The sequence below is a fragment of the Dyella sp. genome (assembly GCF_035486915.1).
In the GTDB taxonomy this organism is placed as follows: domain Bacteria; phylum Pseudomonadota; class Gammaproteobacteria; order Xanthomonadales; family Rhodanobacteraceae; genus Dyella_B.
In genome coordinates this window covers 1-20,803 of record NZ_DATHMR010000176.1, presented here as the reverse complement: position 1 = coordinate 20,803, position 20,803 = coordinate 1, and the positions used below count along the sequence as shown (strand labels likewise).

The following is a 20,803-nucleotide window of genomic DNA, read 5'->3' as shown; positions in this document are numbered from 1 at the left end:
AATGCGCGGGAAGTCACCCCTAGCCACGAACCACCCCATTCACGCGGCGCGTGGCTTTACAAAGGTTTTACATGCCGCAGTACGGGATGATACGCCTTGTGGCACATGCCATAATGCGCCGGAGCTGGGCCGTCAGTCGGTCTTTTCCTTAGCAACTACTCACTGCGGAGCAACGAATGGCCCTTGCCATCCGCGACGTGCGCGAGCACGAATTGGATGCCGTCCTGGCGCTCAACAACACCGCCGGCCGCTCCATTCTCGTGCTGGACGCCGTGCAGTTGCGCTACTTCTTTGACCACGCCGACTACTTCCGCGTGGCCGAGATCGACGGCCAGCTTGCTGGTTTCCTGATCGCCCTGCGCGACGGCGGCGACTACAGCAGTCCCAATTACCGCTGGTTCAACGAACACTATCCGTCATTCGTCTACATCGATCGCATCGTCATCGCCAACGCCTTCCGGCGCCACGGCCTGGGACGCATTTTCTATTGCGATGTAAACAGCTTCGCCGAAGTGCGTGTGCCGCTGTTGGCGTGCGAAGTGTTCCTGGAACCGGTCGACGATGTCGTGGTGCTCTTCCACGGCACGTATGGTTTTCAGGAGGTCGGCCAGCAACGCATGGGGGAACACGGTCCGCAAGTGAGTCTGCTCGCCAAGGATCTACCCAGCTATACGTATGTTCGCGATACCTACCTGGACAACGGCGGTTTGCCGGATGAACCTTGGCTCGCCGGACGCCCAACTCTTACTGATAACCCCACCCAGCGCCGCCTCGCCGGAGAGCGGCGCTCATGAATGTAAAAATGGATCAACAGACTTCTGACGCTTGCGACTTGCGCTTTGGCCAGGTCGGGATTGCCTGTGTGCGCGTACGACGGCCCGATGCGGCGGCCTTGTGCGAGGAGCTTGAACGCCGCGTTCGCGCTGCGCCGCAGCTGTTTTCACGCGCCGCAGTGGTGCTCGATCTGAGTCACCTGCTCAATCTTCCTGATGACGGCATCGTCGACGCGCTGCTCGAAGCCGTGCGCAGCGCCGGCATGTTGCCGGTCGGTTTGGCTTATGGAACGAGCGCAACCGAAGCGCTGGCGCAACGCATGGGACTGCCGCTGATCGCCAAGTTCCGTGCAGCCTATGAACCCGCCGACGGCGGCAGCATCGCGCCACCCGCGACGAATGCTGCGACTGCGGCTGCGGTTGCCGCACCGGCGCCTGTACCCGTACCAGTGCGCGAACCGGTGCTTTCACCGACGGACACGCCTGTCGGCGCGCAACGTCACGAGGGCGCAGTGCGTTCGGGTCAACAGGTATATGCGCGCGATCGCGATCTTGTCGTCACCGGCGCGATTGCGAACGGCGCCGAAGTCATCGCCGATGGCAGCATCCACATCTATGGCAGCCTGAAGGGTCGCGCGATGGCTGGCGCGCAAGGCGATATCAAAGCCCGCATCTTCGTGTCGGATTTCCGTGCCGAACTGATCGCTATTGCCGGCCACTACCGAGTCTTCGAACAAATTCCCAAAGACCTGGAGGGTCAGTCTGTGCAATGCTGGCTCGAAGGCGAAAAATTATTGATTGCGCCACTAAAATGACAACTATTACAAGAACACATTCGGAGATGAGCCTTGAGTGCTGAGATTATCGTTGTGACGTCCGGTAAGGGCGGCGTCGGCAAAACCACCACCAGCGCATCGCTTGCTACCGGACTGGCCATGCAAGGCAAGAAAGTGGCGGTCATCGACTTCGACGTCGGCTTGCGAAATCTCGATTTGATCATGGGCTGTGAACGTCGCGTGGTGTACGACTTCGTCAACGTCATCCAGGGCGAAGCGACGATCAAGCAGGCGTTGATCAAGGACAAACGCTACGACAATCTCTCCGTGCTCGCCGCCAGCCAAACGCGCGATAAAGACGCGCTGACACAGGAAGGCGTCGAGAAAGTGCTCACCGACCTGTCGAACGACGGCTTCGACTACATCGTCTGCGACTCGCCGGCCGGTATCGAAAAGGGTGCGCATCTGGCGATGTACTTCGCCGATCACGCGGTCGTGGTGGTGAATCCGGAAGTATCGTCGGTGCGCGACTCCGACCGCATCCTCGGCCTTCTCGCCAGCAAGACACGCCGCGCCGAGCGCGGCGATGGCGCCATTGCCCAACATCTGCTGCTTACTCGCTACAACCCCGCACGCGTGGAACAGGGCGAAATGCTCAGCGTGAAAGACGTCGAGGAGATCCTGGGCCTCAACGTGGTGGGTGTCATCCCGGAATCGGAGAACGTGCTCGCCGCATCGAACTCCGGCGTGCCGGTCATCCTCGACGAAAACTCGTACGCCGGGCAGGCCTATCGCGACACTGTGGCCCGCATCCTTGGCGAAACCCGCCCCATGCGCTTCCTTGACGCACCCAAGAAGGGCTTCTTCCAGCGCGTATTCGGAGGCTGATCGCGATGGGTATCCTCGATTTCCTAAAGCGCAGGCCCGAACCGACCGCCGTGGTCGCCAAAGAGCGTCTGCGCATCATCGTCGCGCAGGAGCGCTCCAACCGCGGCGCGCCGGATTACCTGCCCTTGCTGCGCAATGAATTGCTCGAAGTCATCAAGAAGTACGTGAACGTCGACCTGGACGCGATCAACATCAACGTTGAACGCGACAGCGGACACGAAGTACTTGAGCTTTCAGTGGCGTTACCGGACGTCAAACCCGCCGGCAACGCCGCAACGTGATCTTCAAGTCCCTCTCCCATTGGGAGAGGGATTGGGGTGAGGGTACGATCGGAGCGCAACGATCTTTTCCGAAGGACCGCGCCCGCTCCGAACCTGACTGCCCCCATCTAACGGCTCTCTCCACCACGCAAACACACCGAGCCTCCACGCACGTGCACTCCGTTCTTCGCATCGCGGACATCGACAATGCATTGATCGAAGCGCTGCTCACGCGTCACGGCCTGAGCCTTGTGCGCGTCGCCGACGGCGAAGGCATCCCCGGCAGCTTCTGGGGCGACGACGAAGCCGGCATCATCGGCAACACCGTGTATGTGCGCAGCGACACGCCCGTCCATTCCCTTTTGCACGAGGCCGGCCATCTGATCGTGCTGCCGCCGGAGCGACGGGAAGAGGTTCACACCGACGCTACCGATTCCATCGAAGAAGAAGACGCCGTCTGTTATTTGCAGATTGTGCTGGGCGATACCCTTCCCGGCGTGGGGCGCCAACGCATCATGTCTGACATGGATGCCTGGGGTTACTCCTTCCGGCTGGGTTCGGCCCGCGCCTGGTTCGAACAGGACGCCGAGAACGCTCGCGACTGGTTAGTTGCTCGGGGTCTGCTTACCCGTGACGGCGAACCGGTATAGTCGCCGTCGCCCAATCCTGACGAAACCCACCGTGCTGAAGAACACGCGCTACTACGACCCCATCAACGACTTTCGCCGCCGCGTCGCGCGCCGGCTGATGCGCCTAATCTTCGGCAACCACGGACAGCCGACTTCCGATCCGCTGCCGGCAAAAGGCATCTACCGCATTCTGGTTTGCCATGTCAGCCACAGCCTGGGCAATACGCTTTTGCTGACACCGTTGCTGGCGGAACTGGAAAAGGTCTATCCCGCCGCGGAAATCGACATTCTTACGCGCAGCCCGATCGCGAAAGACGTGTACGGCCGCTTCTTCAGCGTGCAAAACATCTTCAGGATGCCTGCGCATGGCGTCGGCCATCCGTTTCAGTTCTTCGGCACGCTCAAGCGCATGCGCAAGATTCGCTATGACCTGGCGATCGACGCAGACCCATTATCTCAAACCGGTCGCCTGTTGATGCTGTTGTCGAACTCGACCTACACGCTTGGCTTCAGTAGCCCGAAGAAGCATGGCGAAATCACGCATGCCGTACCGCTGCCTTCCAACCTGGAAAGCAAAGGACGTCGCCCGGTCTATCTGCTGCGCAGCGCAATGGGCCGCGACACCGCGGCAGAATATCCCGTGCCGGATATTCGCCTGAATGCTGTGGAACGCGAACAGGGACGCGACGCGCTCACCCGTTCGCTGGGCGCCAGCGGAATCGAATCGCCCGGCCGCGGCATCATCGGCATCTTTGCCAACGCAACTGGCCCGAAGTTGCTGGGCGAAGCGTGGTGGACGCGTTTCCTGCAGGTGTTGCAAGCCCAGCACCCGGACTATAGTTTTGTCGAGATCGTTCCAGCGTCCGGAAAATCGATGCTCAGTTCGAAGTACCCGGCGTATTTTTCCAGCGATCTGCGCAAGCTAGCTAGCGTGCTTTCCGGTTTGGCCGTCTATATCAGCGCGGACTGCGGCATTATGCACCTGGCCTGCGCGTCGGATGTGCCGACGATGGGTATCTTTACCGTCACCAACGGTGGCGAATGGGGTCCTTATGGCCGCGGCCGTCACACCATCGCCGCGCACGGCATGGCGCCGGAAGACGTGGCGCTCGCCATCGCCGCAATGCCCGAGTTCACTCCCGGCGGGAGCATTTGACCGGCCCCCACCGGCATCAGCTAGCATGTCGGCATGAGGGAGATGGCATGCCTCCTGTTCCGTTCCGGAACAAACCACCGAAAGGTTGATGATGCCTGCACCACCGGATTCCGGCGGCGCAGGCGTGCCTGTTGCCGTGGAATGGAACCATGGCAACAAGGAGGCAACACAACGTGAGCATGACCGGATTTCTCGCCGTCGGTATCGGCGGCGCCTTCGGATGTTGGCTGCGCTGGATACTCGGCGTACTGCTCAACCCCATTTTCCCTACCGTTCCGCTGGGCACTCTGGCGGCCAACCTTAGTGGCGGCCTGATGATGGGCTGCATGATGGGCGTCTTCGAACATTTCCAGACGCTGCCACCGGAACTGCGGCTGCTGATCATGACCGGCTTTCTGGGCGGGCTGACCACCTTCTCCACCTTTTCCGCCGAAGCGGACACGCTGTTGTTACGCGGCCAATACCTGTGGTTTGGTACGCATGTCGCCGTGCATCTTTTCGGCAGTCTGGCCATGACCATCGTGGGTATTTTCCTGACGCGCGGTTTGTTGCGTCATTGAAACGGAGAGAGCAACGCCATGAGCAACAACATCGCGCCCGACAATCCCCCGGCCAACGGCGTTTTTCTTAGGTTCTACACCCACGTACACGCCAAGCACGAGGGCCTGCTGGTGTCTGAATGGTTATTAGGCTTGGCCAAGCGTATGAAGCTCGGCGGCGGTTCGGTGTTCCGTGCGACAGCCGGCTACGGAAGGCATGGCGTCATCCACCACGAGGCCTTTTTTGAACTCGCGGACGATCTACCACAAAAGATCGAGTTCATACTCAGCGAACAAAATGCAAAGACGTTGCTGGAACACGTGCGCAACGCAGGCGTTGACGTCGTTTACGCATGGTCCCCGGTAAACTTTGGCCTACTGGGCAAGGATCAACATGCATGAATCAGGATTCGCTCAGACAGCGCGCTGCCGAACTGCTCGAAATGGCCGGTGTGCATATCGATGGCACCGCACCCACCGACATTCGCGTCCATGACGATCAGTTGTATGCGCGCGTGTTCGCACACGGCTCGCTCGGCCTGGGCGAGGCGTACATGGATTCGTGGTGGGATGCCGACGATCTTCCCGGTTTTTTCACCAAGGTCCTGACCACCCATCTGGACGAACACCTCAAGACGCTCGATACCTTGATTGCGCATCTGAAGGCGCGTTTCATCAACATGCAGCGTGGTGAGCACGCTTTCGATATCGGCAAGCTGCATTACGATCTAGGCAACGATTTATTTAAAGCCATGCTCGGCAAGTACATGGTGTATTCCTGCGGTTATTGGGTGCAGGCCACCAACCTGGATGACGCGCAGGAAGCCAAGCTCGATCTGATCTGTCGAAAATTGCAATTGAAGCCCGGCATGCGCGTGCTGGATATCGGCTGCGGCTGGGGCGAGGCGCTGAAGTTTGCGGCGGAGCGCTACGGCGTGAGAGGCGTGGGCATTACCGTTTCGCAGGAACAGGCTGAACTGGCGCGTGAACTTTGCAGCGGCTTTCCCATCGAGATTCGGTTACAAGACTATCGGGAACTCGACGATTCGTTCGATGCGATCATGTCGATCGGCATGTTCGAGCACGTGGGCGGCAAGAATTACCGCGAGTACTTCGAAGTCGCGCGTCGCTGCCTAAAGAGTGATGGTTTGTTCTTGCTGCATAGCATCGGCAGCAACCAATCACCGGGGCGTCCTGATCCATGGATCGAAAAGTACATCTTCCCGAACTCGATGATTCCTGCTGCCAGTCAAGTTGCGGAGGCGCTGGAAGGTTTGTTTGTGGTTGAGGATTGGCACAATTTCGGCGCCGATTACGACCGCACGCTCACCGCATGGCGTGCGAACTTCGACGCCGCATGGCCATCGCTCTCAACCCGGTACGACGAACGTTTCCGCCGCATGTGGCGGTTCTATCTCTCTGTATCGTCCGCCGTGTTCCGCAGCCGTCGCGATCAACTCTGGCAACTTACCTTGAGCCCGCATGGCGTCGCCGGCGGATACCGTGTCCCTCGCTGAGTCATTCATGCGCATCCATTATCGTCTGCTTGTTCTGCTGCCCGTTCTTTTCCTGCTGTGCGGCAACGCATTGGCGCACCCAGTCCTCTGGCAGGCAAAAGTTGGCAACAGCACGATCTATCTTTTCGGCACCGTCCATCTGCTGCCCAACGATACGCAATGGCGCTTCCCGGCGCTCGATCAAGCGCTTTCGCAAAGCAAGACGCTTTATATCGAACTGACGGATGACGATCAGGCATCCATCGCACCGCTGATACTGCGTTACGGTCTGGATGCGGAACATCCGCTATCCACGCAACTCAGCCAGCGCGAAAACGACACGCTTGCCAACGCAGCACACGTGGCAGGCTTACCCGGCGGCGCACAGACGCTGCAGCCCATGAAGCCTTGGTTGGCGGCATTGACGTTATCGGTTGCGCCGCTGTTGAAGGCCGGGATGGATCCGTCGCAAGGCGTAGACAAACAGCTGAAGACGCAGATGACCGCCGCAGGCAAACCCGTCTACGGGCTGGAAACGGCAGAACAGCAGATTCAGTTTCTTGCGAATCTGTCATCGCCCATGCAGCTGGCTTTTCTGCGCGACACGCTGCGCGATGTCGACAAAAGCACCGAAGAACTTCGCTCACTGGTCGACGCATGGAAGCAGGGCAATGTCGCTGCCATCGCAAAGCTGGAAAACGACGAGCTGAAAACACGCGAGCCCGAGCTCTATCGACAGCTGATCGTCGAGCGCAACGAAAACTGGGCAGCGAAGATCAAGGACATGATGATTCGACAACCCGGCACCGTGTTCATCGCCGTCGGCGCAGCGCATCTCGCCGGTCCCGATAGTGTCCAGGCGCAACTGGCCAAGCTGGGGGTAATCGTGCAGCAGGAGTAACCTGCTGCATGGGGATCAGAAATAAGCGGTGACTGGCTTGGGATTGAGCGGCAGACGTCGGATGTGGAGGGTGTAGCTATCCATCTTGCCGAGATCTTCGTAAGACGCCGTGACCGCGTTTCCATCGAAGCCCGCAGTGATGCGGTAAACATGGCCCGCCTGTATGCCGTTCATCTTCAGCCACGGGCGGTTGATCCGGTGGTTGTTCGACAAGGTTAACCGCACGACCCGATCGCCCGGCAACACACGCACCCACGGCGTTTTGCCGCCATCGAATTGAGTCCAGGTGCTCTTCTCATCAACACCCGTGATGCCGCACAGGTAACTCGGCTCTTGTTCCGCGCAGACGATAAGCGCCGTGTCGGACTTCGGATGACCCTTATCCGAATAACCGAGCTCAGGGCGCCTACTTCCGACCAGCGCGCATCCCGTGATCAGGACGCAGGCCACTGCAACTGCGATTGTGCGTTGAAATTGCATTGGTTTTCGTCCAGTCATGGATGTTCGAGCCGTCGGGCATTCTAGCCTAAGGCGCCTGCCATCTGGCACCATCCTCACCGTTATGGCGCCCCGCGCCTCTGAAGATATTCCCCATGAACTTGCAAGCCAATTACGAACAGATCCCGCTCAAGGAATACGCCGAGCGGGCTTACCTCGATTACTCGATGTACGTGGTGCTGGACCGCGCCCTGCCCTTCGTGGGCGACGGTTTGAAGCCGGTACAGCGCCGCATCATCTACGCGATGAGCGAGCTTGGCCTGGCCGCCGGCGCCAAACCGAAAAAATCGGCACGTACGGTCGGTGACGTGATCGGTAAGTTCCATCCGCACGGCGACAGCGCCTGTTACGAAGCGATGGTGCTGATGGCGCAGCCGTTCTCGTACCGCTACCCGCTGATCGACGGCCAGGGCAACTTCGGTTCACCAGATGATCCGAAAAGCTTCGCGGCCATGCGTTACACCGAGTCCAAGCTCAATCCGATCGCCGATGTGCTGCTCGGCGAGATCGGTCAAGGCACGGTGGATTGGGTGCCTAACTTCGACGGCACCCTGGAAGAACCCAGCTGGCTGCCTGCGCGACTCCCGCATGTGTTGCTCAACGGCTCGATGGGTATCGCCGTGGGCATGGCCACCGATATTCCGCCGCACAATCTGCGCGAAATCGTCAGCGCGTGCATCCGCTTGCTGGACGATCCCGACGCCACCATTGCAGATCTTTGCGAACACGTGCGCGGCCCGGATTATCCGACCCAAGCGGAAATCATCACACCGCGCAACGAATTGCTGGCGATGTACCACAGCGGTGGCGGTTCGATTCGTGCACGTGCCGTCTACGCGCGTGAAGATGGCAACATCGTGATCACGGCGCTGCCGCATCAGGTGAGCCCGTCCAAGATTCTTGAGCAGATCGCCGCGCAGATGCGCGCGAAAAAACTGCCGATGATCGAAGATCTGCGCGACGAATCGGATCACGAAAATCCCATTCGCCTCGTCATCGTGCCGCGCTCGAACCGCGTCGATGCCGACGAAATGATGCAGCATCTGTTCGTCACGACGGATCTTGAAAAGAGCTTCCGCGTCAACCTCAACATGATCGGCCTCGATGGCCGACCGCAGGTGAAGGATCTCAAGCGCATCCTTACCGAGTGGCTGAGCTTCCGTATCGATACGGTAACGCGTCGACTCAATCACCGCCTGGCCAAAGTCGAACGACGCCTGCACCTGTTGGAAGGTTTGCGCATCGCTTACCTCAACCTCGACGAGGTGATCCGCATCGTCCGTACCGAGGACGAGCCCAAACCCGTGCTGATGGCACGCTTCAAACTGAGCGAAGAACAAACCGATTACATCCTCGAAACCAAGCTGCGTCAGCTGGCGCGCTTGGAAGAGATGAAGATCAACGCCGAGCGCGATCAGCTCGAAGAAGAACGCGCGAAGATCAACGTGCTACTGAAGTCGCCCGCCAAGCTCAAGGGTTTGATCAAGGAAGAACTGCGCGCCGATGCGGCCAAATATGGCGACGACCGCCGCTCGCCGCTGGTGCAGCGCGAAGCTGCGCAAGCTTTAGACGAGAGCGCATTGGTCGCCAGCGAACCGGTCACCGTGGTGATCAGCCAGAAGGGCTGGATTCGCGCGGCGAAAGGACACGACATCGATGCGGAGGGCTTGTCCTACCGCGAAGGCGATAGCCTGCTCGCGACAGTCAAAACGCGCACGACGCAGCAAGTGGCGATCATCGACTCCACCGGACGCAGCTATTCCACGCCTGCGCACACGCTGCCTTCTGCGCGCGGCAACGGTGAACCGCTGACCGGTCGTTTCACGCCACCCGCCGGTGCCAGCTTCGATGCGATCACCGCTGGCGACAACGACACGCGCCTGGTGCTCGCCACCGACTTCGGCTACGGCTTCGTCACACGCTTCGAAGCGCTAACGGGCCGCAACAAGGCCGGCAAGCAGATCATCACGCTCGGCGATGGCGCCCGCGTTCTCGCACCGCAAGTGTCGGCCGACCCCGCACGCGATCGCATCGTGGTCGTTACGACGGAAGGCCATCTGCTGATGTTCTCGGTGGCCGAACTGCCCGAGCTGGACAAGGGTAAAGGCAACAAGCTCATCGAAATTCCGAAGGCAAAGCTCGGTAGTGGCGACGAGCGCGTGGCCGGCGTGGCGGTGGTGACCGAAGGAAAGGGTGAGGTCACACTGTTCGCAGGTCAGCGCAAATTGACGCTGAAGTGGTCCGATCTGGTCGAATACGGCGGCAATCGAGCGACGCGCGGCGGCTTGCTGCCACGCGGCCTGCGTCGCGTGGAGCGCATCGAAACGACGGGTTGAAAGGAACTTCCCTAGACCGCAAATCGTCAAACGGGCATGTGCACGGTGGGCATCGCCGTGCGTTATGCGATTGATAACCCCGGCACCACGCCCCCGGAGCAGCACGTATGAACGTAAGAATCGCCACCGCCCTGGCGTCTTGTCTCCTGATGACGGCGGCGTGGGCGCAAACGTCCAGTCAGCCGCTGAACCTCAAACTTCCGGCAAACACTGTGCCGGCGTCCAGTTCAAGCGCCCCGCAGCCGGCAAAGGCCAGCAGCGCGCAACCCAATCCCAGCGCGAGCATGGTGACCATCAACGGCGCCCATCCGTCTTCCAAGGATTCGCCGGGTGTGTACTACGGCGATACCAGCGGCAAGCCCGGACGCGACGAAACCGCCAGCACTGCCTGCGACGACTCCACCTACAACAAGGCTCAGGTCCACGGTGATGTCAACATGGGCGTGGTCAGCGCCAGCCATGTCGGCACCGGAACCTATGAAGGCGGCAACGTGAACATCGTCCAGAACACCGGTAGCTGCGATCACCCGACCGGCGCGGTGGGCATTTCCATCGGCGTAAGCAAATTCAACGGCTTCAACGGCCATTGACCGGGCACCGAAAGCGGCTGGAAAGCCCCTTGCACGAGACTGTGGGGATAATTTCGCCCGTTAGTCCGTTGCAAGAGACCCTCAGTGATCCAAAACGTTGAATTTCGCTTCGAAGGTGGCCGTTGCGGCGTCCTGCTTATCCACGGACTCACCGGCACCCCCACCGAGATGCGCCTGGTCGGCAAGGGGCTGAGTAACGCGGGTTTCAGCGTCTACGGCATGCAGCTGGCCGGGCACTGTGGCGATGTGCAGGATCTGCTCGCGACCAGCTGGAAAGACTGGTACGCGAGCGTCGAAGCCGCCGCGGAGAAGTACCGCCACGAAGTGGACCACATGTTTGTGGCAGGCCTGTCCATGGGTGCGCTGCTCGCCTTGAAGCTCGCCGCCGATCATCCCGACTGGGTACGCGGCGTGGGTGTGTATGGTGCGACCTTCCGCTATGACGGCTGGGCGATTCCGTGGCACAGCCGCTTCTCCTTCCTGCTTCCGCTGATGTTGAAGCTGGGCTTCTGGAAAAACGGCATCACTTACGAGGCGGAGCCTTACGGACTGCGCGACGAGCGTCTGCGTAAGCAGATCAGTCAGACAATGCTGCACTCCGGTGACAGCACCGCCGCGGGGCTCCCGGGCAATCCATGGCCATCGCTGGCGGAAATGGGTGCGATGGCCAAGGTGGTGAAACGCGAGTTGCCGAAGGTGACAGCGCCGTGCCTGGTTGCGCATGCCACCGAAGATGATGTCGCCAGTGTCGAAAACGCTTATCTGGTGGCACGCAGCGTGTCAGGTCCCGTGGAGATGCTGTTGCTCGAAGACAGCTATCACATGATCACGATCGACCGTGAACGCCGCACACTGATCCATCGCACCGCCGAGTATTTTTCGAAGGTTGCCTCAAGCTGCGCACCGGGTGCGCGCGCCATCGCCTGAAAGGATTTCCGTGACTCCGCTTGTCGCCACGTTGTGGTTGGTCAGTGTGTCGCTGGAAACGGGCGGCCAGCTTCTGCTCAAGCGCGCCGCCAGCGATCCGCTGGCCGGAGACGGCGCTGCGCGCTGGCGCTACATGGCGAGTCGTCCATGGATGTGGCTGGGCATTCTGACTTACGTCGTCAAGATTCTCTTCTGGATCGCGTTTCTCTCGCTGGTAGATCTTTCCGAAGGCGTCCTGCTCAGTTCGATCAACATCGTCGTGATTATGGTGGCGGGCTGGCTTTTGTTCCGCGAAAAACTCACGCCGTTGCGCGTCGCGGGCATCCTGCTGGTCAGCACCGGCGTTGCCATCGTGGGACTGGGCGCATGAGCAGCAGTGGACGCACATGGCGGTTTTATCTTTGCGGCTTTTTGCTGCTGCTCGCGTTCGACACGATCGTGCAGCTTAGTTTCAAGAACACCGGCGTCCACGCGTTCCCGCCCGAGGCAAACTTGGCGTGGGTGGAACGCGTCTTTGGTCACCCGTGGATCTACATTGCGCTCGCCGCTTATCTAGGCAACTTCTTTACCTGGATGAGTTTGCTCAAGCACGCGCCGATTGGGCCGGCCTTCGCGGCGACCCATCTGGACGTGGTGACCGTGATGTTTGCGTCGGCGTGGATATTCCACGAGGCACTGACGCCGCTGCGTCTTTTGGGCGCAGGCGTCATCATGCTCGGCATCGTGTGCCTCGCCTTTGCCGAAAGCGGCGCTCACCCGGAAAACGATCCGCCTACCGAAGCCAAGGGCGCACTGGGTGTGACGGCGGGCAGCTAGATCAAGCGCGCTTTCGCTGGCGCCGAATAATCGGACCTGCCGAATTTGCAAACTGATCAGTAGATATTTACACCGCGCACATGGGCGAGTAACAAGATTCGTGAAAGGCTGCGCGGAGACCATGGCGGCAAGAAACTGCGCAGGTATCTCTGGACAACACGCAGGCGCTTCGTCACGCTTGTGACAGGGGCCAAACAGGGAAACGATCCATGAGCAACGTTCAGCAAGAAATTTTCGAAATTATTGCCAAACAGGCCAAGATCGACATCGCCACGATCAAGGCCGACTCGACGCTCAAGGATCTCGGCGTCGCCTCGCTGGACGCCATCGAAGTGATTTTCGATATCGAAGAACACTTCAACATCAATCTGCCCAACGAAGACACCGACTTCGAAGCGGGTACCGTCGGACATCTGGTCGAAGCCGTGCAGCGGCAAATCGCGCAGAAAGCCCATAGCTGACATCCATGCGTCGTATCGTGATTACCGGCATGGGCGCGATCTGCGCGCTCGGCCACAATGCCGCCGCCACGTGGCAAGCAATGGTCGAAGGTCGTAGCGGCATCGACACGATCCATCATGTCGACGCCACCCTGTTGCGCAATAACCCCGTCGCTGCGGAAGTAACCCACTTCGACGCCAGTAAGTACATCGAGGAAGCGCGCTTGCCGTTTCTCGATCCCATGAGCCAGTACGCGCTGGTTGCGGCGAACGAAGCCATCACTCAATCCGGCCTGGATGTACGTAACGGACGCACCGCTGTTGTTACCGGCGTCGGCGTGGGCGGTGAGGAAACGCGCGAAGGGTTGTATAAGAAGCTTTACGCCGAAAAAGCAGGACGCTTCCACCCGCTCGGCATCGTGCGCATCATGTCGAACGCGCCGGCGAGTCAGATCAGCATGGCGCATGGCATTACGGGCCCCACATTTACGGTGGCCAGTGCGTGTGCTTCCTCCAACCATGCTATTGCACAAGCGGTGCTGATGATGCGCGCCGGTATCGTCGATGCGGCGGTGGTGGGTGGTACGGAAGCCTGTCTTACGCTTGGACTTTTGCGTGCATGGGAAGCCATGCGCGTGTTGTCGCCCGATACGTGTCGTCCTTTCAGCGTGAATCGCCGCGGTATCGTGCTTGGCGAAGGTTCGGCGATGTTTGTGCTGGAAACGCTGGAAAGCGCACAGGCGCGTGGTGCCATCATCTTTGCCGAACTTGTCGGTGTAGGCATGAGTGCAGATGCGGGCGATATCGCAGCGCCATCCGAAATCGGCGCCGCCGCGTCGATCAGCGCCGCGCTGCAAGATGCGAACATGCAACCGACAGAAGTGGATTACATCAACGCCCACGGCACCGGCACCGCCGCGAACGATTGCACCGAAACACGTGCGATCCATCGGGTATTTGGTGAGCACGCGCACAAGCTGGCAATTTCATCGACCAAACCGATGCACGGTCATGCGCTGGGCGCGGCGGGTGCGCTGGAACTCATTGCCGTCATTGGCGCCCTGCGCCACGGCATCGTGCCGCCGACGTTGAACTACCTCGGCCCCGATCCTGCCTGCGATCTGGATTACGTGCCGCTGGAAGCGCGCCGCATGACGGTGCACGCCGCGATCAGCAATTCATTTGCGTTTGGCGGCTTGAACGCCGTCGTCGCGTTGCGCCGAGCGCCCTGAATCACCGGCGCTCATCACAGGCGCGTAAACGACCACGACTGCATGCGGCCATCCTTGTACGGCATCACGCCGTGGAACGGCCGCGGGTCCTTGTCGAACACCAGTGGCAGGAAGTGGCGATCGCCCTCCCACATTGGCAGCGTCATCAGCTGATCGACATCGATCCATTCGAGCGTGCCTTCTGGGTTTTCGGTCAACGGCTCGCCGCGGAACGTGTCGACAATGAAGATAAAGCCCAGCCAGTCTTCACCCTGTTTGCCGAAACCGGGCCAGTTGAGTGTGCCGCGCAGGTGCATGGTTTCACACTCGATACCTGCCTCTTCGCGAATTTCGCGGCGCATGCATTCGGCAATGTCCTCGTCAGGCTCCATCTTGCCGCCCAGACCGTTGTACTTGCCTAGATGTTGATCATCCGGCCGCGCATTGCGGTGGATCATCAACACTTTGCGCCGATCCGGCGACAGCACATAACCGAGCGTGGCAACGATAGGCGTATAAGGCATGAGCTGTGCGCAAGAATGCAAAGCTGAAGTTTAAACGCTAAAGCGCCTCCCATGGTCTTGCGTCAGCCACCTCGACCCAGCCACCATCTATCCATGCGCCCGTTCTCGCCTCTCCAACGGCTGTGTCGCCGCCGGATATCCCGTCTGCTCGCGCTGATCGGAGCGTGTTACGCGCTGACGGCCTGCAGTTACCAGGTCGATCCGATGGAAAGCCGTGGGTTGAGCTACCAGGGTCAGGATTACACCGTGGTGAAGCTGGATCTACATCGCGAAGCGTTGACCTTGCACTGGCACAATCCCGACGACGGCCAGCCCTTCGGCGATATTCAAACGCTGCGCGAATGGGGTGCGGCCAACGGCAAGCGATTGATGTTTGCCGCGAACGCGGGCATCTACGATCAGTCGTACTCGCCACTGGGTCTGTATGTGGAAAACGGCAAGACGCTGGTGCCGCTGAATCTTTTCCACGGCAAAGCCTCCGCAGGCAATTTCTCGATTCAACCGAACGGGGTGTTCGCGATCTACCCGGACGGCCACGCAGCGGTACGCACCAGCCTCGACTTCAAAGCGGACGGAAAAGCCGCCGATTGGGCAACGCAATCGGGCCCCATGCTGGTCATCGATGGGCAGATCAACAACCAATTCATCGATGATTCCAGCAGCCTGAAATGGCGCAGTGGTGTGTGCGCGCACTCGCCTTATCAGGTGATTTTCGTGGTGAGTGCATCGCCGGTGAATTTCCACGCGTTTGCGCAGCTATTCCGCGATAAACTCGGTTGCCGCGATGCCCTTTACCTGGACGGCAGCATTTCGCAGTTCTACATCGACGGCACTGGCTACGCGGGTGCTCCTACCTTCATGGTCAAGCCCTACGCGGGCATCTTTGCGGTGTTTGCCAATCAATGAAACGTCGCTTTCGCTGGGTCCGCGCGCTGCTTGTCCTGATTGTGATCGTTGTGGTCGGCATCGTCGGCACGGGTTGGTGGTTGCTGGCAGGCAGTCGCGCGCAATTAAATGGCGAACGCCGTGTAGCGGATATCGGTCATGCCGTTACGATCGATCGCGATGCATCGGGTGTTGTCACGCTGACAGGTCAATCGCGCGATGACATCGGCTATGCACTCGGTTACGTACACGCGCAGGAACGTTTCTTCGAGATGGACCTGATGCGGCGCCTCCCGGCGGGCGAGCTATCGGAACTGTTTGGCCCGGCGGCGCTGGATACCGATATCAATCACCGTCGCCATCGCCTGCGTGCCGTTGCTCAAGGCGCTTATGCGGCGCTTACTCCAGAGCAAAAACATGCACTCGACATGTATCGCGACGGTGTCAATGCCGGCGTTGCCAACCTGCGCGAGAAACCATGGGAGTACGTGCTTACGGGCACGCAACCCCAACCATGGCGATCGGAAGACACCATGCTGGTGATCGCAGCGATGTATCTGGATCTCAATGGCGATGGGCGCGAAGCACGCAAACTCAACATCGCACGCATGCGCGCCGCACTGCCCGCTCCGCTGGTGGACTTCCTGATTTCACCCGATCCGACATGGGAAGCGCCATTGGCCGGTAACGTATCGCAGTCGCCCGTGGCCCCAGACCCGGCTGCCTATGATCTTCGTCGCTCGCCTGTCAACGATGGTGCTGCAAAAATCGCCGCGCTTTCGGCCTTCTCCACCAACGAAACGTATCCGGGCAGCAATAACTTTGCCGTCGCGGGTAACCTCACGCACAGCGGTGCGGCACTCCTCGCCAACGATATGCATCTGGGTTTGCGTGTGCCCAACATCTGGTTTCGCGCGCGACTTCGCTATCCCGATCCAACGGCTCCGAACGGTCAGCGCGATGCTGTCGGTGTGACCTTGCCTGGTACGCCGGCGCTCGTGGTCGGATCGAACGGGCAGATCGCATGGGGTTTCACAAACAGTTACGGCGACTGGTCGGACTGGGTTCGCGTGCTACGCGATCCGCACGATCCCAACCGCTACAAAGTGCCTGAAGGTTGGGCGACGATCGAAAAACATGAGGAAGTCATCCGCATCAAAGGCGCCGCCCCGCATACGCTGGAAGTGGAAGAAACGCGGTGGGGTCCGATCATGGCAAAAGACACCGATGGCACCTCACTCGCATTGTCTTGGATTGCCGATCAGCCTCATGCCTATAACTTGAACACGATGCTGCTTGAGCATGCCACTCAAGAGTCTGCCGCACTGGATATAGCGCCCACGCTGGGCATGCCGCCACAAAATCTCGTCGTCGCCGATAGCGCAGGACATATTGGTTGGACCATCGCCGGCAACAGCATTCCGCTACGCACCGGTTTCGACCCGCTGCGTCCGGCGGACTGGTCACAGCCCAACACGGGATGGACCGGCTGGGCAGCACCCGCGCAATACCCGCGTATCGAAAACCCCGCCGAAGGACGGTTGTGGACGGCCAACAACCGCACCGTGGGCGATACGGCCTTTGCATTGCTAGGCAACGGCGGACAGGACATCGGCGCGCGCGCGCAGCAGATTCGCGACGACCTGCAGGCACGTGCCGATTTTGCGCCGGCAAATCTGCTGGACATCCAGCTCGACGATCACGCCGTGTTTCTCACACGCTGGCAGCAACTGTTGCAACAGACGCTATCGGATGCGCACGAACCCGCACTAGGTCCCTTGCGCCAACTCACATCGACCTGGGGAAACGAAGCGACGGCACCCAGCGTGGATTACCGGCTGGTCCACGCGTTCCGCGAAGAGGTGCATAAGCTTGCACTCGCTCCGTTCGCTGCACAGATCAAACAACGCTTTCCCGATTTCGACTGGCCCGGCCCCGGCAATCAGGAAGCGGCCGTGTGGACGATGATCCAGACGCAACCTGTCAATCTGCTCGACCCCGCCTACAAGGACTGGCACGCGTTGCTCGTGCAAGCAGCAAGAAATGTAAGCAGCACACTTGGCCAGCAACCCGGCGGCCTCGCTGCGCGTACGTGGGGTGAGATCAACCGCGCGCAGATCAAACACCCGCTTTCGCGCGCATTACCGGGTTTTGTCGGCCACTTCCTCGACATGCCTGAAGACGCATTGCCGGGCGATAACAACATGCCGCGCGTCGGCGCACCAAGCTTTGGCGCTTCCGAGCGCATGGACGTTGCGCCCGGTCATGAGGATCAAGGCATCATGGAAATGCCGGGTGGACAGAGCGACAACCCGTTATCGCCCTTCTATGGCACCGGTCACGAGGATTGGGTGCAGGGCCATCCAACACCCTTACTGCCCGGCGAAACCAAATACACGCTGGTGCTGGAGCCCACGGCAGGCTAACGCCGATGCGATCACTTCAGCAACATGCGTTCGCAAATCGCCTGATAGAGATCGGGCAACCGTTCCAGATCGCTCACTGCCACGCATTCATCCACTTTGTGGATCGTGGCATTGACCGGGCCAAGCTCGATCACTTCCGCACCCATCGGCGCAATGAAGCGTCCATCGGACGTGCCGCCGCCCGTGCTCTGTTCCGGCTCGACACCGCATAGATCGCGGCACACCGAAACGACCACCTCACGCAGATGACCACCCGGCGGCGTTAAAAATGCTGCGCCGGAAAGATTCCATTCCAACGAGTAATCCACGCCATGGTTAGCAAGAATGGACTCCGTACGCTTGCGCAGATCGTCGGCAGTGCTTGCGGTGCTGTAGCGGAAATTGATCAGCGCTTTGAGCGATCCCGGTATGACGTTGTTGGCGCCAGTTCCGGAGTGGATATTGGAAACCTGGAACGACGTTGGGGGAAAGTCGGCGTTACCGCCATCCCACTTTTCTGCGGTCAGCGCCGTGAGTGCGGGCGCAAACGCGTGAATCGGATTCAATGCTTTCTCGGGATAAGCCACGTGTCCCTGCACGCCATGCACGACCAGCGTGCCTGACAACGATCCGCGGCGGCCGACGCGAATCAGATCGCCCAGTTTTTCTTTAGCCGACGGCTCTCCCACGACGCACCAATTGATGCGTTCGCCAATCTGATGAAAGTACTCAACGACGCGACGCACGCCGTCGAGGTTGGTGGGCCCTTCTTCGTCGCTCGTCAGCAACAGACCGACGCGACCTTGGTGATCCGGATGTGCCGCGACAAAACGTTCGAGCGCCACGACCATCGCGGCGACGGAACCTTTCATGTCAGCGGCACCGCGACCGTAAAGATGTCCATCGCGAAGGGTGGGTTCGAATGGCGGACTTTTCCAGGATTCTTCCGGGCCACTCGGCACAACATCCGTGTGCCCGAGAAAAACAAGCAGCGGGCCCTCCCCCGGTGCGTTGTTCGCACCGTGCGTGGCCCAAAGATTGAGTACTTCGCCGTAAAGCAGATGCTCCACGCGAAAACCCATCCGCGTAAGACGCTCGCCAATCAATGGCAGACATCCCGCATCTTGCGGCGTGACTGAGCGACGGCAAATAAGATCAGCGGCGAGATCGAGTACGTCAGACATCGCGTTCAACGTCCAAATAGTTTCTTGAAGCCGTTATCGGTAAAGCCCACGCTCACCGAGCCATCCGCTTGCACAACAACGGGCCGGCGAATCAGCGCAGGGTACTCCTTCAGCAGCAGTGTCCATTCTGGATCGCTGCCCGGACTCTTGCGCTGCGGCAGCAGAGTGCGCCATGTGGTGCTCGCTTTGTTGATCAGCTTTTCCCAACCGCCCAATTGTTCGGCCCAGCTCTTAAGCGTTGCAGCGGGCACGGGATTGGCACGGTAATCGACAAACTCATGCGCCACGTCAAAACGCTTGAGCCAATTGCGGGCTTTCTTGCAGGTATCGCAATTGGGAAGGCCGTAAAGCGTGGCGACTGTCATCGATTCGATTCCGTTTTAAGTTGTTGCCGCTGCAACATGCGCAGAATAAAAAAGAACGCCGCTGCAGCAGCCAGATGCTTGATGGTATGTCCGCTAATGATGCCGCCCGTCAGCCGAAATATCTGCCAGTCGAGTTTTTCGCAGACGAAGGCGAGTGCGTAGGAAAGCAACGCGGGGAACAGCTGGCGTCGCTCCGTCCACGGCGTTGGCAGCATCGCCAGCGCGAGCAGGATGAGCAAGATAGCTCCGCCTTGCGCAATGAGATAGGGCAACAGATTGCCGCTGAACTTCCAGTACACCACGCTGCCGATACCCAGCAACGTAAGAACGATCAAGGGCAGATCCGAGCGCCAGCGCAAACGTTCTGCGTACGTCGCAGCAAGCAATGGCATGAACACCACCGTCATCGGCAAACGGTCCCACACCAGCCGCTCGTCGGACGGCGCCCAGTGGTAGTAACCGGAACCGAACGCCGTGAAGATCAAGCCAACGAACATCAACGCATAGGCGTGACGCGGCGCCGATTCCATCGCCTGAATTGCTGGTTTTCGCATCGAAAACAAACCAGCCAGCCCTGCGACCAGAAACATGACATTCGATGCAACGTCGCCATAGTTGGGAATGCCAAGCCACCCCCGCTTGTCCGCAAAGTCGTGATAACCCTGCGGCTGCGCAAAGGGTGGCAACACGCATGCGAGAATGAACAGCACCACGCCCAACCCGGCCAGCGCGTAAGCTCGGCCTCGCACAGGGTTGGTGATGGCTGCCATACGTCCTCGCTTAGTCGACGCTGCGGAGCAGCTCGTTGATACCGGTCTTGCTGCGGGTCTTTTCATCCACCTGTTTGACAATCACGGCCGCATACAGGCTGTGGCTGCCATCTTTTGCAGGCAGATTACCAGCAACGACGACGCTGCCCGCAGGAATGCGCCCGTAGGTCGTCTCACCGGTGGCGCGGTTGTAGATGCGCGTGGATTGACCGAGGAACACGCCCATGCCGATCACACTGCCCTTTTCCACCACCACGCCTTCGACCACTTCGGAACGCGCGCCGATAAAGCAGTTGTCCTCGATGATGGTGGGATTGGCCTGTAGCGGCTCCAGCACACCGCCAATACCGACGCCACCGGAAAGATGCACGCCCGCACCGATCTGCGCGCAGGAACCGACCGTGGCCCATGTATCGACCATGGTTCCCGCACCG

General features: G+C 59.9%; 25 protein-coding genes and 1 riboswitch. Of the genes, 19 read left to right on the top strand and 6 right to left on the bottom strand.

The genetic code is table 11. The annotated features are described in order from the left end of the window. Positions 1-176 precede the first annotated feature (176 nt). The 10 genes from VK725_RS14200 (at position 177) to VK725_RS14155 (ending at position 7,418) form a co-directional block, all read left to right on the top strand. A complete protein-coding gene (locus tag VK725_RS14200; protein ID WP_325318705.1) occupies positions 177-794 on the top strand; it encodes a GNAT family N-acetyltransferase in 618 nt (205 codons plus the stop codon). Then, entirely contained in the window at positions 791-1,588 is a 798-nt protein-coding gene (gene minC, locus VK725_RS14195; protein ID WP_325318704.1) for a septum site-determining protein MinC, read from the top strand. The genes VK725_RS14200 and minC overlap by 4 nt, the downstream gene beginning before the upstream one ends. A 33-nt stretch (positions 1,589-1,621) precedes the next feature. Next, positions 1,622-2,437 (top strand): septum site-determining protein MinD, encoded by an 816-nt coding sequence (gene minD, locus VK725_RS14190; RefSeq protein ID WP_325318703.1) that lies wholly within the window; start codon positions 1,622-1,624, stop codon positions 2,435-2,437. Positions 2,438-2,442: 5 nt separating this feature from the next. Further along, positions 2,443-2,718, top strand: a complete 276-nt coding sequence (gene minE / locus VK725_RS14185; RefSeq protein WP_325318702.1) for a cell division topological specificity factor MinE — start codon at positions 2,443-2,445, stop codon at positions 2,716-2,718. Between the two features lie 152 nt (positions 2,719-2,870). Then, complete coding sequence (locus VK725_RS14180) at positions 2,871-3,347, top strand: hypothetical protein (RefSeq protein WP_325318701.1); 477 nt, start codon at positions 2,871-2,873, stop codon at positions 3,345-3,347. Between the two features lie 31 nt (positions 3,348-3,378). Continuing rightward, the gene (locus VK725_RS14175; protein ID WP_325318700.1) at positions 3,379-4,482 is read left to right on the top strand and encodes a glycosyltransferase family 9 protein; all 1,104 of its coding nucleotides are present in this window, start codon (positions 3,379-3,381) and stop codon (positions 4,480-4,482) included. Between the two features lie 29 nt (positions 4,483-4,511). Further along, a riboswitch (Fluoride riboswitch) is annotated at positions 4,512-4,587 on the top strand. Between the two features lie 68 nt (positions 4,588-4,655). Then, a complete protein-coding gene (gene crcB / locus VK725_RS14170) occupies positions 4,656-5,042 on the top strand; it encodes a fluoride efflux transporter CrcB (RefSeq protein ID WP_325318699.1) in 387 nt (128 codons plus the stop codon). 18 nt (positions 5,043-5,060) lie between these two features. Further along, a complete protein-coding gene (locus VK725_RS14165) occupies positions 5,061-5,423 on the top strand; it encodes a DUF190 domain-containing protein (protein ID WP_325318698.1) in 363 nt (120 codons plus the stop codon). Next, complete coding sequence (cfa, locus tag VK725_RS14160) at positions 5,420-6,538, top strand: cyclopropane fatty acyl phospholipid synthase (RefSeq protein WP_325318697.1); 1,119 nt, start codon at positions 5,420-5,422, stop codon at positions 6,536-6,538. Before VK725_RS14165 ends, cfa begins: the two co-directional genes overlap by 4 nt. 7 nt (positions 6,539-6,545) lie before the next feature. After that, positions 6,546-7,418: a TraB/GumN family protein gene (locus VK725_RS14155; protein WP_325318696.1), complete on the top strand. Its 873-nt coding sequence runs from the start codon at positions 6,546-6,548 to the stop codon at positions 7,416-7,418. A 15-nt stretch (positions 7,419-7,433) separates the two neighbouring features. Here the strand turns inward: VK725_RS14155 and VK725_RS14150 are convergent, their stop codons facing one another. Further along, positions 7,434-7,898 carry a hypothetical protein gene (locus VK725_RS14150; RefSeq protein ID WP_325318695.1) on the bottom strand — a complete coding sequence of 155 codons (465 nt, stop codon included), beginning with the start codon at positions 7,896-7,898 and terminating at the stop codon, positions 7,434-7,436. A gap of 113 nt (positions 7,899-8,011) precedes the next feature. Here VK725_RS14150 and parC point away from each other — a divergent pair, with 113 nt between their 5' ends. The 7 genes from parC (at position 8,012) to VK725_RS14115 (ending at position 14,257) form a co-directional block, all read left to right on the top strand. Continuing rightward, positions 8,012-10,252, top strand: a complete 2,241-nt coding sequence (gene parC, locus VK725_RS14145; protein WP_325318694.1) for a DNA topoisomerase IV subunit A — start codon at positions 8,012-8,014, stop codon at positions 10,250-10,252. A gap of 107 nt (positions 10,253-10,359) precedes the next feature. After that, the gene (locus tag VK725_RS14140; RefSeq protein WP_325318693.1) at positions 10,360-10,842 is read left to right on the top strand and encodes a hypothetical protein; all 483 of its coding nucleotides are present in this window, start codon (positions 10,360-10,362) and stop codon (positions 10,840-10,842) included. A gap of 84 nt (positions 10,843-10,926) precedes the next feature. Further along, positions 10,927-11,769, top strand: coding sequence for an alpha/beta hydrolase (locus tag VK725_RS14135; RefSeq protein WP_325318692.1), 843 nt, complete (start codon positions 10,927-10,929; stop codon positions 11,767-11,769). A gap of 10 nt (positions 11,770-11,779) precedes the next feature. Further along, on the top strand, positions 11,780-12,139 hold the full coding sequence (locus tag VK725_RS14130) for an EamA family transporter (RefSeq protein ID WP_199754192.1): 360 nt from the start codon (positions 11,780-11,782) through the stop codon (positions 12,137-12,139). Continuing rightward, a complete protein-coding gene (locus VK725_RS14125; RefSeq protein ID WP_325318691.1) occupies positions 12,136-12,585 on the top strand; it encodes a DMT family transporter in 450 nt (149 codons plus the stop codon). The genes VK725_RS14130 and VK725_RS14125 overlap by 4 nt, the downstream gene beginning before the upstream one ends. 209 nt (positions 12,586-12,794) lie before the next feature. Further along, a complete protein-coding gene (locus VK725_RS14120) occupies positions 12,795-13,046 on the top strand; it encodes an acyl carrier protein (RefSeq protein WP_325318690.1) in 252 nt (83 codons plus the stop codon). A 5-nt stretch (positions 13,047-13,051) separates the two neighbouring features. Continuing rightward, on the top strand, positions 13,052-14,257 hold the full coding sequence (locus tag VK725_RS14115; protein ID WP_325318689.1) for a beta-ketoacyl-[acyl-carrier-protein] synthase family protein: 1,206 nt from the start codon (positions 13,052-13,054) through the stop codon (positions 14,255-14,257). 14 nt (positions 14,258-14,271) lie between these two features. Here VK725_RS14115 and VK725_RS14110 read toward each other — a convergent pair whose 3' ends face one another. Then, on the bottom strand, positions 14,272-14,760 hold the full coding sequence (locus VK725_RS14110; RefSeq protein ID WP_325318688.1) for an 8-oxo-dGTP diphosphatase: 489 nt from the start codon (positions 14,758-14,760) through the stop codon (positions 14,272-14,274). A gap of 93 nt (positions 14,761-14,853) precedes the next feature. Here VK725_RS14110 and VK725_RS14105 point away from each other — a divergent pair, with 93 nt between their 5' ends. Both VK725_RS14105 and VK725_RS14100 read left to right on the top strand, forming a co-directional pair. Then, entirely contained in the window at positions 14,854-15,666 is an 813-nt protein-coding gene (locus VK725_RS14105; RefSeq protein ID WP_414648509.1) for a phosphodiester glycosidase family protein, read from the top strand. After that, positions 15,663-18,071 (top strand): penicillin acylase family protein, encoded by a 2,409-nt coding sequence (locus VK725_RS14100; protein ID WP_325318687.1) that lies wholly within the window; start codon positions 15,663-15,665, stop codon positions 18,069-18,071. Before VK725_RS14105 ends, VK725_RS14100 begins: the two co-directional genes overlap by 4 nt. An 11-nt stretch (positions 18,072-18,082) precedes the next feature. On the opposite strand, the gene dapE is transcribed toward VK725_RS14100, so the two are convergent. The 4 genes from dapE to VK725_RS14080 form a co-directional block, all read right to left on the bottom strand. Beyond that, the gene (gene dapE, locus VK725_RS14095; RefSeq protein ID WP_325318686.1) at positions 18,083-19,234 is read right to left on the bottom strand and encodes a succinyl-diaminopimelate desuccinylase; all 1,152 of its coding nucleotides are present in this window, start codon (positions 19,232-19,234) and stop codon (positions 18,083-18,085) included. Between the two features lie 5 nt (positions 19,235-19,239). Next, positions 19,240-19,599, bottom strand: a complete 360-nt coding sequence (locus VK725_RS14090) for a Spx/MgsR family RNA polymerase-binding regulatory protein (RefSeq protein WP_325318685.1) — start codon at positions 19,597-19,599, stop codon at positions 19,240-19,242. After that, the gene (locus tag VK725_RS14085) at positions 19,596-20,369 is read right to left on the bottom strand and encodes a hypothetical protein (protein ID WP_325318684.1); all 774 of its coding nucleotides are present in this window, start codon (positions 20,367-20,369) and stop codon (positions 19,596-19,598) included. Before VK725_RS14085 ends, VK725_RS14090 begins: the two co-directional genes overlap by 4 nt. Before the next feature lie 10 nt (positions 20,370-20,379). Next, positions 20,380-20,803: 2,3,4,5-tetrahydropyridine-2,6-dicarboxylate N-succinyltransferase (locus VK725_RS14080; protein WP_325318683.1), on the bottom strand; the 424-nt coding region annotated here is incomplete at its 5' end.